Annotated in this window: 14 protein-coding genes; 3 read left to right on the forward strand and 11 right to left on the reverse strand. The window is 61.0% G+C overall.

The features are described from left to right. Positions 1–51: 51 nt before the first annotated feature. Genes ODQ19_RS00545 through ODQ19_RS00555 form a run of 3 tightly spaced genes read right to left on the reverse strand, consistent with a single transcriptional unit; the run spans position 52 to position 3,033 of the window. Positions 52–945 (reverse strand): alpha/beta hydrolase, encoded by an 894-nt coding sequence (locus tag ODQ19_RS00545; RefSeq protein WP_330209060.1) that lies wholly within the window; start codon positions 943–945, stop codon positions 52–54. Beyond that, on the reverse strand, positions 942–2,336 hold the full coding sequence (locus ODQ19_RS00550) for an aspartate aminotransferase family protein (protein ID WP_032893337.1): 1,395 nt from the start codon (positions 2,334–2,336) through the stop codon (positions 942–944). The genes ODQ19_RS00545 and ODQ19_RS00550 overlap by 4 nt, the downstream gene beginning before the upstream one ends. After that, positions 2,329–3,033: an MtnX-like HAD-IB family phosphatase gene (locus tag ODQ19_RS00555; protein WP_116665822.1), complete on the reverse strand. Its 705-nt coding sequence runs from the start codon at positions 3,031–3,033 to the stop codon at positions 2,329–2,331. Before ODQ19_RS00555 ends, ODQ19_RS00550 begins: the two co-directional genes overlap by 8 nt. A 242-nt stretch (positions 3,034–3,275) precedes the next feature. On the opposite strand from ODQ19_RS00555, the gene ODQ19_RS00560 reads away from it, so the two are divergent. After that, entirely contained in the window at positions 3,276–4,046 is a 771-nt protein-coding gene (locus ODQ19_RS00560) for a MipA/OmpV family protein (RefSeq protein ID WP_330209061.1), read from the forward strand. A 134-nt stretch (positions 4,047–4,180) separates the two neighbouring features. On the opposite strand, the gene ODQ19_RS00565 is transcribed toward ODQ19_RS00560, so the two are convergent. The 5 genes from ODQ19_RS00565 to ODQ19_RS00585 all read right to left on the reverse strand — a co-directional run bounded on the left by ODQ19_RS00565 (position 4,181) and on the right by ODQ19_RS00585 (position 7,826). After that, positions 4,181–4,585, reverse strand: a complete 405-nt coding sequence (locus ODQ19_RS00565; protein ID WP_014717122.1) for an EamA family transporter — start codon at positions 4,583–4,585, stop codon at positions 4,181–4,183. After that, positions 4,582–4,962, reverse strand: a complete 381-nt coding sequence (locus ODQ19_RS00570) for an EamA family transporter (protein WP_003188930.1) — start codon at positions 4,960–4,962, stop codon at positions 4,582–4,584. The genes ODQ19_RS00565 and ODQ19_RS00570 overlap by 4 nt, the downstream gene beginning before the upstream one ends. Beyond that, positions 4,959–5,879 (reverse strand): arginase, encoded by a 921-nt coding sequence (locus tag ODQ19_RS00575; RefSeq protein ID WP_330209237.1) that lies wholly within the window; start codon positions 5,877–5,879, stop codon positions 4,959–4,961. Before ODQ19_RS00575 ends, ODQ19_RS00570 begins: the two co-directional genes overlap by 4 nt. A 219-nt stretch (positions 5,880–6,098) precedes the next feature. Then, positions 6,099–6,752, reverse strand: a complete 654-nt coding sequence (locus ODQ19_RS00580) for a DsbA family oxidoreductase (RefSeq protein ID WP_330209062.1) — start codon at positions 6,750–6,752, stop codon at positions 6,099–6,101. A gap of 54 nt (positions 6,753–6,806) precedes the next feature. Then, a complete protein-coding gene (locus tag ODQ19_RS00585) occupies positions 6,807–7,826 on the reverse strand; it encodes an alpha/beta fold hydrolase (protein WP_330209063.1) in 1,020 nt (339 codons plus the stop codon). Positions 7,827–8,008: 182 nt separating this feature from the next. Here ODQ19_RS00585 and metR point away from each other — a divergent pair, with 182 nt between their 5' ends. Further along, entirely contained in the window at positions 8,009–8,926 is a 918-nt protein-coding gene (gene metR / locus ODQ19_RS00590; protein WP_003188924.1) for a transcriptional regulator MetR, read from the forward strand. Positions 8,927–8,996: 70 nt separating this feature from the next. Here metR and ODQ19_RS00595 read toward each other — a convergent pair whose 3' ends face one another. Genes ODQ19_RS00595 through ODQ19_RS00605 form a run of 3 tightly spaced genes read right to left on the reverse strand, consistent with a single transcriptional unit; the run spans position 8,997 to position 11,262 of the window. Continuing rightward, the gene (locus tag ODQ19_RS00595) at positions 8,997–9,542 is read right to left on the reverse strand and encodes a GNAT family N-acetyltransferase (RefSeq protein ID WP_330209064.1); all 546 of its coding nucleotides are present in this window, start codon (positions 9,540–9,542) and stop codon (positions 8,997–8,999) included. After that, positions 9,539–9,952, reverse strand: a complete 414-nt coding sequence (locus ODQ19_RS00600; protein WP_116665826.1) for an NUDIX hydrolase — start codon at positions 9,950–9,952, stop codon at positions 9,539–9,541. The genes ODQ19_RS00595 and ODQ19_RS00600 overlap by 4 nt, the downstream gene beginning before the upstream one ends. Then, positions 9,949–11,262 carry an HD domain-containing phosphohydrolase gene (locus ODQ19_RS00605; RefSeq protein WP_330209065.1) on the reverse strand — a complete coding sequence of 438 codons (1,314 nt, stop codon included), beginning with the start codon at positions 11,260–11,262 and terminating at the stop codon, positions 9,949–9,951. The genes ODQ19_RS00600 and ODQ19_RS00605 overlap by 4 nt, the downstream gene beginning before the upstream one ends. Before the next feature lie 199 nt (positions 11,263–11,461). Here ODQ19_RS00605 and ODQ19_RS00610 point away from each other — a divergent pair, with 199 nt between their 5' ends. Further along, on the forward strand, positions 11,462–13,336 hold the full coding sequence (locus tag ODQ19_RS00610; RefSeq protein WP_330209066.1) for a putative bifunctional diguanylate cyclase/phosphodiesterase: 1,875 nt from the start codon (positions 11,462–11,464) through the stop codon (positions 13,334–13,336). Positions 13,337–13,348: the final 12 nt, after the last annotated feature.

A 13,348-nucleotide genomic window follows, 5' to 3' on the forward strand; every position in this document is an offset into this window, starting at 1 on the left:
GAGCTGGCTTGTCGGATCGCCGCACCGCTGCGATGCAGGCGCCTCGGTACGTCAGGCAGACCGCAGTGATGCCATCGCAGGCGAGCCCGCTCCCACATTGATCCGCGTTGACTTGAAGACTGTGTGCTGCTCGACAAACCTGGCACTCAACTCGATCACCCGCCGGTACTGCAAATCGACCGTGATCATGTGGTAGCAGTTGTCCAACAGGATCTTGGTCACCGGCCCGCCGAGGTGGCGCTCCACGTAATCGGCGTTCCAACGGCTGGTGATATCGTCCTCGATGGAGTGCAGCACCAGCGCCGGCACCTTGATCTGGGGCATGCGCTTCCTGACCACGGCGTTCATGCGGTGCAGCTCGCGCACGGTGATGCCTTCCATGGTCAGCAACCCCGCCTCGCTGCTCTCGCCTTCCTTCATCTGCCGCTCGACGATGGCCCGCAGGCGCTCGTTCTTGATGCCGTAGGGCGGCTTCTCTTCGAAGCTGCAAATGTGCACGCCGAACGGGATCTTCATCAGCAAGGGCGTAAGAAATGCCAGCTTGTTGATGCTCCAGCCGTCGTACTTCAAGGTGGTGGAATACATCAGCAACCCGGCGACTTGCCCCGGGTGTTCGGACGCCACATACATCGACATCACCGCGCCCATGGACAAGCCACCGACAAATACCTGCCCATGGCGTTGCTTGACCTGTACGAAGGTCTTGCGCACGCCTTCGTACCAGTCCTGCCAGCCAGTGGCCTGCAAGTCGCTGTTGTCGCCGCAGTGCCCGGCCAGCGTGGGCACATACACCGTGCAGTTACCCGCCTTGGCCAGGCCCTTGGCGACCTGGCGCAACTCGGTCGGTGTGCCGGTCAGGCCGTGGATCAACAGGATCCCGACCGGACCATCACCGAGAACGAAACCGGCAGTGCCTTCACCGAGGTCGATCCCTTGAGCATTCACCGCGTGGTCGCTCGCACCAGCAGTTGCTCCAGCAACTTCAGGCCCAGGTCGATTTCCGGGTAGCTGATTTCCAGGGACGGCGCCAGGGTGATCACGTTCTTGTAGTAACCGCCCACGTCGAGGATCAGCCCCAGTTTCTGGCCGTCTACCACCATATCGCCTTTCATGCCTTCTTCGACCATATAGTCCAGGGTCGCCTTGTCCGGGGTGAAGCCATCCGGGCCGCAGATTTCGCAGCGCAGCGCCAGGCCCAGGCCGTCCACATCGCCGATAATGGGGAAGCGTTTTTGCAAGTCTTGCAGGCCTTCCAGGAAGTATTTGCCCTTGGCCATGACCATGGCGCCGTAGTCGACTTCGCTGGTCATCTTGAACATTTCCAGGCCCACCGCGGTACCCAACGGGTTGGAGGCGAAGGTGGAGTGAGTCGAACCTGGCGGGAACACCTTCGGGTTGATCAACTCTTCACGGGCCCAGATACCGCCCAATGGGTTGAGGCCATTGGTCAGCGCCTTGCCGAACACGATCACGTCCGGTTGTACGTCGAAGTGCTCGATTGACCAGAGTTTGCCGGTGCGATAGAAGCCCATCTGGATTTCGTCGGACACCATCAGGATGCCGTGCTGGTCCAGGACGTGCTTGAGCTCGCGGTAGAAATTCATCGGCGGGATCACGTAGCCACCGGTGCCCTGGATCGGCTCGACATAGAAAGCTGCGTATTCGCACTGGTTGGTTTTAGGGTCCCAGACACCGTTGTATTCGGTCTCGAACAAGCGGGCGAACTGCTGCACGCAATGGCTGCCGTACTCTTCCTTGGTCATGCCCTTCGGGCCACGGAAGTGGTAAGGGAATGGGATGAAATTGGCGCGTTCGCCAAAGTGGCCGTAGCGACGACGATAGCGGAAGCTGGAGGTGATCGACGAGGCGCCGAGGGTGCGCCCGTGGTAGCCGCCTTCGAAGGCGAACATCAGGCTTTTACCGTTGCTGGCGTTGCGCACCACCTTCAGGGAATCTTCGATGGACTGCGAACCGCCAACGTTGAAGTGCACACGACCGTCGAGGCCGAACTTGTTCTTGGCATCGACCGCGATCATTTCCGACAGCTCGATCTTGCCTTTGTGCAGGTACTGGCTGGCGATTTGCGGCAGGGTGTCGATCTGCTTTTTCAGCGCGTTGTTCAGGCGCGGGTTGGCATAGCCGAAGTTGACGGCCGAGTACCACATCTGCAGGTCGAGGTAGGCCTGGTCTTCGGTGTCCCACACATAGGAGCCTTCGCAGCGACTGAAAATACGCGGCGGCTCGATGTAGTGAACGGTGTCGCCGTAGGAGCAATACTTGGCTTCTTTATCCAGAAGCACCTGGTCTTCGGCGGTAGCGATACGGATATCAGACATGATGGAAGAGTTCCTGTTTGTCAGAAGAGGTGTTGAAGGTGGTGGCGTTGGCGGCGAGGCCTTGTGGCAACTTGGCCAGCAACGCCGGCACTTGCGCAAAGGTGTCGAAGCGCGCATGAGGGATCTGGTGGGCGACGCAGTACTCGGCGAGGCTGCCCTTGGCGAACACGAAGTCGGCAGTGGAGGCCACGCACATGTCGGACTTGCCGTCGCCAATCACCAGCACGCGCTTGTTGCGCGGCGTGGATTTGCACTTGCAGTTGCCGGAAGCGGCGCGGCAGGCATCGCTGGCATACGGGAAGTCGATGCGCCAGCTGTCCTGGTCGACCTGGCGCAGGCGGTTGGCGAGGATCGGCAACAGGGTCACGTAGTTGCGCGAAAGGATGCGGGCAATGCCCTGCTCGATGCCGTCGCTGACCACTTCAATGGAGGCACCCAGGCCCATGACGTGATCGACGAAATCCGGGAAGTCCGGGTCGATCTCGACGCTGTCGAAATACGCCAACAGTTCAGCGGGGGTGGCCTTGATCAGCGCCAGTTGGCGGCTCAGGCATTCGCGTGAACCGATATGCCCATCCAGCCATTCCTGCTCAATGGTTTCCCACTCGGGGCCGGCGAAGCGTTGGAGGACGTTGTCGATGACATCGGTGGGGGTAATGGTCCCGTCGAAGTCACACACGATATGCCAGTTGATCATCTGCCTTTCCTTTAGGTAAAGGGCCTTGGAGGAGCGCGCTGTATGCGCTTGCCAAGGGATAGAGCAGGGACTGTGCCAACTGGTCGAAACCCCGCAGGGCTGGGGGCCTGGGGCGAAATGCGCAGCGATAGGTGTCTCAGGAGCTACAATTTTTGTAGCTTGCTACAAACAACATGAGTGCTTGCGCAGGCGCGCCGGTTTGCGCGTTCATGCGCGCCTGCCCACCTTCAGGAAACGTCCCCATGTCCAAGCTCGCTGCTGTTGTATTCACCGGTTTACTTGGAGGGTGGGGCCTTTGCAGTGCCGCGTGGGCAGCGGGCATCACGGGCGACGTGGGCGCTGGCCTCAGCTATCAGCCCCACGACCCCAGCGGCAGCCGCTACGAAACCCGGCCTGTGCCGTACCTGGACCTGGATTGGGGTGACGTCAGTCTGAGCACCGATGACGGCCTCACCTGGAGCGCCCTGGATACCCACGGCCTTACCGCTGGCCCCTATATCAACTACCTCTCGGGGCGCACCTCCAACGGCGAGTTGCAAGGCCTGCGTAACGTGTCGGACATGGCAGAGGTGGGCGGTTTCGTCCAATACGCCCCGGCCGATTTCTGGCGGGTCTACGCGCAATTGGGCCAGGCCGTGGGCGGCGGGCATTCCCAGAGCGGCGCCTTGGGTAAAATCGGCGGCGAGCTGGGTTACCCCGTGGGCGGCGGGATTATCGGCAGCAATGGCCTGGTTGCGCGTTTTGCCGATGCACGCCAGGCCAATACCTTCTTCGGCGTGGACAACAACGAAGCCGTCGCTTCAGGCTTGCGGCCCTACAACGCGAGCGGGGGTTTCCAGAATGTGACGCTGAGCCAAAGCTTCGCCTTTCCCCTGGCGCCCCATTGGTCGCTGCTGACCAGCGCCAGCTGGGTACGCCTGGTGGGGTCAGCGGCCAAGAGCAGCATCGTCAAGGAGGCTGGCCATGTGAATCAGGGCCAGGTGCAGACGGCGATCAGCTATACCTTCGACTGAATTACACGGCAGCAAAATTGTGGGAGCGGGCTTGCTCGCGAATGCGGTGGGTCAGTTAAATATCGGGTGACTGACACACTGCTTTCGCGAGCAAACCCGCTCCCACATTGAGCCTGTGTTTCATAGCACTATTTTCAGTGTTCTTCGCCTTCAGCCAATAGGGCAATACCCCCGATAATTACCACCACGCCCACCCAATGCAACACGCTGATGTGCTCCCCCAGCCCCAGCCAAGAGCCCAGCAGTACCGCCACAAACACCAGCGAACTCAGCGGAAACGCCAGGGACAAACTGCTACGCCGCAGAATCAGCATCCATACAAAAAACGCTCCCAGATAGCTGGCAATCGCCGCCAGAATTCCCGGGTTGCGCGCCACGTCAGCCAGCCATTGCCAACTGAAGTCCATCGGCCCCAATTGATCGCCGGCCACCTTGGTGAACAACTGCCCGGCGCTTTCGGTGGCAATCAGCAGTGCCCATAGCACCAGGGTGCCAAGACGCCCATGCAGCCAGCCAGTATTGATTGTTTGCGTTGTCATGCCTGGTTCCCCGCTATCGCTACCAACATCACGCCCAAAGTGATCACCAACGTGCCCAGCCAACGACGCCGGCTGACGGTTTCCTTGAGCACCACCCTGCCCGCCAGTACCACCAGGCAATAGGCCAACGCCGCCAGCGGAAACAGCAGACTCAAGGGCGCACGGGACAGCGCTTCGAGCCAGACAAAAAACTCAATCACATAGGCGCCGACGCCGGCCCACAACAGCGGCGCATTGAACACCTGGCCCCAGAACGCACGCAGGCGAAAACCGCCATCGAGTTGCGGCAAACGGTCCACGCCCAATTTGAAACACAGCTGGCCAATCACATCGAGGACGATGGAAAACGCCAGTAACAACACCACGGTCAGGGTCACGGGAACAGCTCCTCAAACAGGTCGATCAAGGCTTCATTGGTTGCAGCATTACGCTGCAAGTCTTGCGGGCTCCAGCGCTCGGGTGGCGGCTGATCAGACTTGGCTTCCCAGCGCTTGAACGCGTTGCTGAACGCCGGCGTGGCGAACTCACCGCAGACGTCGATGCCAATGATGCGTTTACCCGCCGCCAACGCCCGCAGGGCCTGGAGCAAATGGGTCAGGCGCATGCCGCCCTGGTCCCAGTTGGTGGCGGCGTCTTCACTGGCCAGCACATCTTTGTCGATGGTGATCCAGATCGCTTCGGTGGGCAGGCTGGCAGTCATCTGGTCGAGGAAAGCCGCCCAATCCAGGTCCGCCAGGTTGCGCCAATGCAGGTGGTTTTCCTGTTGCTGGTGGCCGGCGCCGTCCCCCACCCGGCCCCAGACCTTGGACGGCGGATGCTGCCAGGGAAACAACTGCAAACGCCCGCGCTTGAGGGCGCCAAGGTTGCCGCCGCGCAGTTGCGGGTTATGCAGGTCATCGCTGCACGGGCCGAGGGTGACGATGCGTTGGATCGCCGGCATCTTCAGCGCCCGGTTGACCCACGAACCGCAGTGCCGCTTGGGCGCAAAGCGCACCCAGTCGGGGTGGTTGTCAAAGTGGATCAGGCTGATGGGCTCTTTGAGGTCGGCCAAAAAGGCCGGCGTAAGGTGGTGATAATCGCCGGAGCCGACAAACAGAATTTCCGGGCGCGCGTCACGGGGCCGTGGCCGTTGGGCCAGGCGCTCGACGAAACGCTTCCAGGTTTTTTCGGTGGACCACAAACGCAATTTCGGGCCCAGGTCCAGCAGGTCCAGGCGCGTGGCCCGACCGCTGGCCAACCGCCGGGCAATCGGTGCCTGGCCGGTGAGGCTGTGGTCAAGGTCAAGAATGTTCAAGGTAAGTTTCACCCCTAATGGCAGCGCCCAACCGCAGGCCGGTTGGGCTTTAGGGGGGTAATGCAAGGGATGGGCCAGCGCTTGGATGAGCGCCATTTTTGCAAACAATGAGTATCAAGTGTGGGAGCTGGCTTGCCTGCGATATCGGTGTGTCAGCCAGCCCATTTGCAACTGACAGTCCGCTATCGCAGGCAAGCCAGCTCCCACATTGAAGCGGCGTCAGGATCGCGCCTCGGCAATGATCTGGCGAATCGCGCCGACGAAGGCTTCAGCCGGTTGCCCACCGCTCACCGCATATTGGTCATTGAAGACAATGGTCGGCACCGAACTCACCCCTCGGGAAACCCACAGCTGTTCCTGCTCACGGACTTCGGCGGCGTATTCATCGCTGGCAAGAATCTCGGCGGCGCGCGCAATGTCCAGCCCTACGCTCTCGGCGATGATCGCCAGGGTCGCGTGATCGGAAGGGTCCTGGCCATCGCTGAAATACGCCTTGAACAGCGCTTCCTTGAGGTTGTACTGCAGACCCTCCAGCCCAGCCCAATGCAATAGGCGGTGCGCGTCGAAGGTGTTGTAGATACGGCTTTGGCCGTCGGTGCGGAACGCAAAGCCCAATGCGGCGCCCATGTCGCGGATGCGTGCACGATTAGCCTGGGACTCTTGCACCGTGGAACCGTACTTTTCAGTGATGTGCTCGACGATGTTCTGCCCCTCGGCGGGCATGTTCGGGTTCAGTTCGAACGGCTGGAAATGGATCTCGGCCTGCACTTCGCTACCGAGCTGGTCGAGGGCTTCGGTCAGGCCACGCAGGCCGATGATGCACCAGGGGCAGGATACGTCGCTGACGAAATCGATTTTCAGGGGAGTACTCATGATGGGCAACCTCGCGGGCATTGATGCGCAGAAAGCTTGCACGATACACCACCTTCACAGCACCTTCGAAGGCTCGCTCAAATCGATCTGCGCCCAGTGCGCGGCATCCTGGCGATGGGCTTGCAGGTAGGGCAGCACCGCCGCCAACAAGGGTGCCTTGAACGCTTCCTGAAAACGGTGGGCCAGGCCGGGAATCAATTTCAACTGGCTGCCCTGGATATGCGCGGCGAGGTGCACGCCGTGCATCACCGGCAGCAACGGGTCGGCGGTGCCATGTACCACCAGGGCAGGCACGCGCAGTTGGTTGAGCAAAGGCACACGGCTTGGCTCGGCCAGGATCGCCATGATCTGGCGCTTCACGCCTTCGGGGTTGAAGGCGCGGTCATAGGACAGCGCCGCCTGGTGCAGCAACGCCTGGCGATCATCCTTGATATCCGGGCTGCCCAACGCCGCGAGCAAATCCGCCTGTTGCTCCAGCGCCACCTCACGGTTGGGTGCGCTGCGCCGCGACAGCAATTGCACCAGCGCTGCGTTCGGTGCGGGCAGGCCCTCGGCGCCGGAGCTGGTCATGATCAGGGTCAGGCTTTCCACGCGCTGTGGCGCCATGGCCGCCAGGTGTTGAGCGATCATGCCGCCCATGCTCGCGCCGAGTACGTGAAATTGCTGCACCTGCAGCGCATCCATCAACCCAAGGGCGTCGTCGGCCATATCAGTCAAGGTATAAGGCGCGGCCACCGGCAGGCCGAGTTTGTAGCGCAGCACTTCGAAAGTCAGGTTGGCGCTCGCCGGCGCCTGCCGCCAAGTGGACAGGCCCACATCGCGGTTGTCGTAGCGAATCACCCGGAAACCTTGTTCGCACAGGGCCACCACCACTTCATCCGGCCAGTGAATCAACTGCCCGCCCAGGCCCATCACCAACAGCAACGCAGGGTCGGACGCACGGCCGATACTTTGATAGGCGATGCTCACCTGAGCCAGGTCGACTGTTTGGGTCGGGACATTGACTTCACATCGAGAAGCCGCAAAAGACGGCAGGCCGAACATTAGAGCGGCCACTAAAAACAACGCACGCATGAAAAACACCAAAACGCAGAACCCCAGTAGAGCGCGAGTCTGATGAAGTTTGTTCAAGCGCGCTGCCACAGTTCGATGACAGTTTGATGAAGAGTGCCCAGTGGTCATGGTCGACACGCCCCACAACATGAGACAAAATCACGCAATCCGTTTTTGTCGCAAATTTTCTTCATGGAGCGCCTGTGCTCGAAATCCGTCACTTGAAAACCCTGCACGCCTTGCGCGAAGCCGACAGCCTGGTGGAAGCCGCCGAACGCCTGCACTTGACCCAGTCCGCCCTCTCCCATCAGTTCAAAGAGCTGGAAGAGCGCCTGGGCATGCCGCTGTTCGTGCGCAAGACCAAACCGGTGCGCTTCACCAGCGCTGGCCTGCGCCTGCTGCAATTGGCCGACGCCACCCTGCCGTTGTTGCGCGGTGCCGAGCGCGATATTGCGCGGCTGGCCGGGGGCACCGCCGGGCGCTTGCACATGGCGATCGAATGCCACAGTTGTTTCCAGTGGCTGATGCCGACCATCGACCAATTCCGCGATGCCTGGCCGGAAGTCGAGTTGGACCTGGCCTCGGGCTTTGCCTTCGCGCCGCTGCCGGCCCTGGCCCGCGGCGACCTGGACCTGGTGGTGACCTCCGACCCGCTGGAACTGCCGGGCATCACCTACGTGCCGCTGTTCACCTACGAAGCCATGCTAGCGGTGGCCAACCAGCACGCGCTGGCGAACAAGTCCTACATCGTGCCGGAAGACCTGCTGACAGAAACCCTGATCACCTACCCGGTGGAACGTGACCGCCTGGACATCTTCACCCGCTTCCTGGAACCGGCCGACGTTGAACCGGCCCAGGTGCGGACCTCGGAGCTGACCGTGATGATGATGCAACTGGTGGCCAGTGGTCGTGGTGTGTGCGGCATGCCCCACTGGGCGCTGCATGAATACAGCTCGCGCGGGTATGTGAAGGCCAAGCGTTTGGGTGAGAAGGGTTTGTTCGCCACGTTGTATGCGGGCATTCGTGCCGACATGCTCGATGCGCCTTACATGCGCGACTTCTTGCTGACGGCCAAGGACACCTCGTTTTCCACCTTGGATGGCGTCAGCGCGGTGCGTTGAGCGGGCACTAGGCGTGCGGGCCAGCGTGGGAGCTGGGCTTGCCCGCGATGCTTGCACCGCGGTGTTTCAGTTACACCGTGGTGATGCTATCGCAGGCAAGCCAGCTCCCACAGTCCACATGCAGTTCGCGCCACATGTGGATCTTGTCGAAGTATTCCACGCCTACCCGCACCGCCAATGGCTCCAGGCCGTACTGAATGAAACCGCAGCGCTGGTAAAGCGCAAAGGCGGCGTCGTTGCCAGCGGTGACGGTCAACTGGATCAGTTTGAGGCGCGGGTGGCGGCGGGCTTCTTCCAGTGCAGCTTGCACCAATTGCCGCCCAAGCCCCTGCTGTTGATAAGCCTCGGTCACGTACATGCCGAACAAGGTCACTTTGTGCCGGGCCTTTTCCCGTGGCTCGAACGCAAGGCCGACAATACCCGCCAACTGATCGCCGTCGAAGGCGCCAAACAGCCGGTCCAGCGGGCTGCCGAGGCGCTTTTCCCACCAGCTCAAGGGCATCAAGGCACGTTCGGCCACGCTGGAGGTGAACGCCTGGGGATAAGCGCCATACGCCTGTAGCATCAACGCCCGGTAAGCAGGCGCGTCGGGAGCGTCCAGCGGGCGAATGATCATGCGTCGATCAGCGACGCGCGGTAGAGCGGCAGGATCGTATCGCGGGTCAGCGGCGCCAATTGCAGGCCGCCATCGCCCGTGGGGTCGATCCAGCGGATTTCTTCAATTTCCGCCGCTGGCATCACCGCAACGTCGATCTGCACCTGGAACAGCTCGGCCTGCACGGTGAAGCCCGGTTCGTTGGCGGCAGGCGCCGAGAATTGGCCGAGGTACGTGGCGTCCTCTACCTTGATGTGCAGGTTCAGCTCTTCATACAGCTCACGGGCCAGCGCCTGGACGGGTTGTTCGCCCGCGTCGATCTTGCCACCAGGTTGCATGAACGCCTGGGTGCCGCGCTTGCGCACCAGCAGGGTCTGGCCGGCTTGGTCAATGAGGATGGCAGCGGCGATGCGGATGGTTGAATCATTCATGAAAGAATCGAGGTCTCTTCGGGCTGTTTGATAAATACGCTGTACTTGGCGCCTTCCATCGCTTCGAACGCGATCAATTTGTCCACCAGCGGCAAGTTAAGCACCTTGCCGGCATTGAGCAGCAGCATGCCGTTATCGGCATTGAGGTTACGGGCCAACACCATGCCGGCCTCAAGCTCACGGGTGGTGAGGACTTTGACCGTGGGGTCGCCCAGGGTCACGTCGCTGAGGAAGGTGGCGCAGGCCTGCACAAAATCTTCCACCAACGCCGGGTCATACAGGCGCCCGGCGTACTTGCGGATATACAACAGCGCTTCGTCGCTGTTGAGGTGTCGCTCCAGGATCAAGCCTTTCTGCAATTCGATAAAGTCCACCGCCAGCTTCAGCAGCCGTGAACCGGGCGGGATGGTATCGCCCTTGAGGTGGTCGGGAAACCCCGTGCCGTCCCAACGTTCCTGGTGATGACGAATGATCCGCGCCGCATCCTTCATCGGCTCCAGGGTCATCAGCAACGACTCGCTCTGCCCCGGATACTCACGGTACAAGCCGCGGTCGGTGCTATGCAGTTTGTCTGACGGTGCAACCATCATGCTGTCGGTCCAGCTCAACTTGCCGATGTTGTACAACGCGGCGGCCATGGTCAGGTCACGGGTGCTGGATTCGTCCATAAACTGGGCGGCGCAATACACGCGGATCAACTCGATCAACGCACGGTTGGTCTGTTTGTCCTTGGGCAAGCGCAGGTTGGCCAGCAGCGAGAATACTTCGGTGCCGGTCACGTAGCTGCGCTTGAGCTCGTCGTAGGCCAGGTCGAGCATGTCGGCGGTTTGTTGCAACTCGGCGGTACGCGCCGCCACGCGTTTTTCCAGGGTGGCGTTGAGCAGCTTGAGCTGTTCGGTCTGGTCTCGGGCCAGGCGTTCAAGCCGTTGATGCTCGAGGGTTTGCTGCAACACCAGTTGCAACTCCTCGTCGTTCCAGGGTTTGCTGATGTAGCGGTGGATCTGCCCGTCGTTGATCGCCTTGATGATGGTGGTCAGGTCGGCGTAGCCGGTGAGCAGGATGCGGCCGGTGGCGGGATACAGGCGGTGGACCTCGGCCAGCAGCGTGGCGCCGTCCATGCCGGGCATGCGCGCATCGCTCATCACCAGATCGATAGGCCGGGTCGCCATGATCTCCAGCGCCTGGGCGCCGCTGGTGGCCAATACCACGTCATAGGGCTGGCCGCGCAACAGTCGGCGCAGGCTGTTAAGGATCGACTCTTCATCGTCGACCAGCAAAACAGCGGACTTCGTAGCGAGTTGTTCATCCATGGCGACTCTGCCTTCAAATTAAACGAAGTTAAGCTAAATTGAATCCGCACAATACAAAGCGCGATTGATTTGACGCCAACTGGCCGTCGATATCAAGGGAACTCAACTATGCTGCACTGCATGCTCGCGCCCCGTTCAGTTGTAGAACCAGGGAAGGAATTATCATGCCATCAAGCCTTTTGCACGTGCCGAGTGCGCCATGAGGACGGAATCGGGCCGGGCCAACCGGCGCATCCTGATCGTGGATGACACGGCTTCGATCCACCAGGATTTTCGCAAGATCCTCTGTGCCGACGAGCATGGCGAGCCCTCCCTCGATACCCTGGAGTCCGCCCTGTTCGGCACCACCGCACCGGTGCGCCAGGCGTTTGACCTGGACTCCGCCTACCAGGGCCAGGAAGCCTTGGCACTGGTCAAGAAAGCCCTCGACGCCCACTCGCCCTACGCCATGGTGTTTATCGACATGCGCATGCCCCCTGGCTGGGACGGCCTGCACACCATCGAACAGTTGTGGGAGGCGGACCCCAACCTGCAAATCGCGCTTTGCACGGCCTATTCCGACTATTCCTTCGAGGCCATCGAAGCGCGCCTGAAATACAACGATCAACTGCTGATCCTGAAAAAGCCCTTCGACCACCTGGAAATCCGCCAGATGGCCAGCGCCCTGACCTGGAAATGGCAACTGGCCCAGGACGCGGCCCTGAAGGTGATCAGCCTGGAGCGCACCATCGAGGAACGCGTGCAGGAGCTGCTCAAGGTCTCGCACTTATTGCAATACGACGCCCTGACGGAGTTGCCCAACAGCACGTTGCTGGGCGACCGCCTGACCCAGGCGATCGCCTTGGGCCGCAGGCACGACACGCAACTGGCGGTGATGTTTCTGGGGCTCGACCGCTTCAAGCGCATCAACAACGCCCTGGGCTATCCGGCAGGCGACGATGTGCTTGCGCAGGTCAGCCTGAGCCTGGTGGCGGCGGTACGGGCGTCGGATTCGGTGTTTCGTTACGGCTCCGACGAGTTCGTGGTGCTGCTCAACGATATCCAGCATCCCCAGCAAACCCAGCACATTGCGCAAAAGGTACTCAATGCCGTCAGCGCGACTCGCCATGTCGCGGGGCATGACCTGAGTGTGAGCGCCAGCCTGGGCATCAGTATTTACCCCGATGACAGCGACAATGCCGTGGGCTTGCTCAAGCATGCTGAAACCGCGATGCGTACCAGCAAAGAGCGCGGCTCGGGGGATTTCAGCTTTTACACCGAAGACATGAACCTGCGCGCCCAGCACCAGCAAAACCTGGAAAGCGCGATCCGCCAGGCGCTGGACCGCGATGAATTTGTGCTGCATTACCAGCCCAAGCTGGCGCTGGAGTCCGGGCGCATTGTCGGTGCGGAAGCGCTGACACGCTGGTTTCGACCGCAGTCGGGTTGGGTCAGCCCGGCGGAGTTCATTCCGGTCGCCGAAGACAGCGGCCTGATCGTACGCCTGACTCAGTGGGTACTGCGCCAAGCCTGCGCACAAGCCCAAGCCTGGCGCGAGATGGGCCTGGCACCCCTGCGCATGTCGGTGAACATTTCGGCGATCGACTTTCGCCAACGGGACTTCGTCGACAACCTGGCCGCCATCCTCAAAGAAACCGGCCTGCCGCCCGCCCAACTGGAACTGGAAATCACCGAAAGCGTGCTGATGCAGAACGTCGACGAAACCGTGGAGACCCTGCAAAAGATCAAGGCCATGGGCATCCGCCTGGCCCTGGACGATTTCGGCACTGGCTACTCCAGCCTCAGCTACCTGCGGCGATTTCCCATCGACGTGCTGAAGATCGACCAATCCTTCGTGCGCGGCCTGCGCATCAATAGCCAGGACGAACAGCTGATCAGCGCTATCATCGGCATGGGCAAAAGCCTGGAACTGAACATCATCGCCGAAGGTGTGGAAACCCTCGACCAACTGAATTTCCTCAAAGCCCAGCAGTGTGAGGAGGGCCAGGGCTTTCTATTCAGCAAGGCGCTGCCTTCGAAAGATTTTGTGCAGTTGCTGCAAACGGATAGCGCGACACTGATGCCGGATCAATAAAATAAATAGCCC

It is taken from the genome of Pseudomonas sp. AM4(2022) (genome assembly GCF_036346515.1).
GTDB classification, from domain to species: Bacteria; Pseudomonadota; Gammaproteobacteria; order Pseudomonadales; family Pseudomonadaceae; genus Aquipseudomonas; species Aquipseudomonas paracarnis.

Excerpts from the sequence above, each read along its gene's own strand:
- ODQ19_RS00550 (WP_032893337.1), bottom strand. The coding sequence starts at position 2,336 with ATGTCTGATATCCGTATCGCTACCGCCGAAGACCAGGTGCTTCTGGAT.
- ODQ19_RS00555 (WP_116665822.1), bottom strand. The coding sequence starts at position 3,033 with ATGATCAACTGGCATATCGTGTGTGACTTCGACGGGACCATTACCCCC.
- ODQ19_RS00560 (WP_330209061.1), top strand. The coding sequence starts at position 3,276 with ATGTCCAAGCTCGCTGCTGTTGTATTCACCGGTTTACTTGGAGGGTGG.
- ODQ19_RS00565 (WP_014717122.1), bottom strand. The coding sequence starts at position 4,585 with ATGACAACGCAAACAATCAATACTGGCTGGCTGCATGGGCGTCTTGGC.
- ODQ19_RS00580 (WP_330209062.1), bottom strand. The coding sequence starts at position 6,752 with ATGAGTACTCCCCTGAAAATCGATTTCGTCAGCGACGTATCCTGCCCC.
- ODQ19_RS00585 (WP_330209063.1), bottom strand. The coding sequence starts at position 7,826 with ATGCGTGCGTTGTTTTTAGTGGCCGCTCTAATGTTCGGCCTGCCGTCT.
- ODQ19_RS00595 (WP_330209064.1), bottom strand. The coding sequence starts at position 9,542 with ATGATCATTCGCCCGCTGGACGCTCCCGACGCGCCTGCTTACCGGGCG.
- ODQ19_RS00600 (WP_116665826.1), bottom strand. The coding sequence starts at position 9,952 with ATGAATGATTCAACCATCCGCATCGCCGCTGCCATCCTCATTGACCAA.
- ODQ19_RS00605 (WP_330209065.1), bottom strand. The coding sequence starts at position 11,262 with ATGGATGAACAACTCGCTACGAAGTCCGCTGTTTTGCTGGTCGACGAT.
- ODQ19_RS00610 (WP_330209066.1), top strand. The coding sequence starts at position 11,462 with ATGAGGACGGAATCGGGCCGGGCCAACCGGCGCATCCTGATCGTGGAT.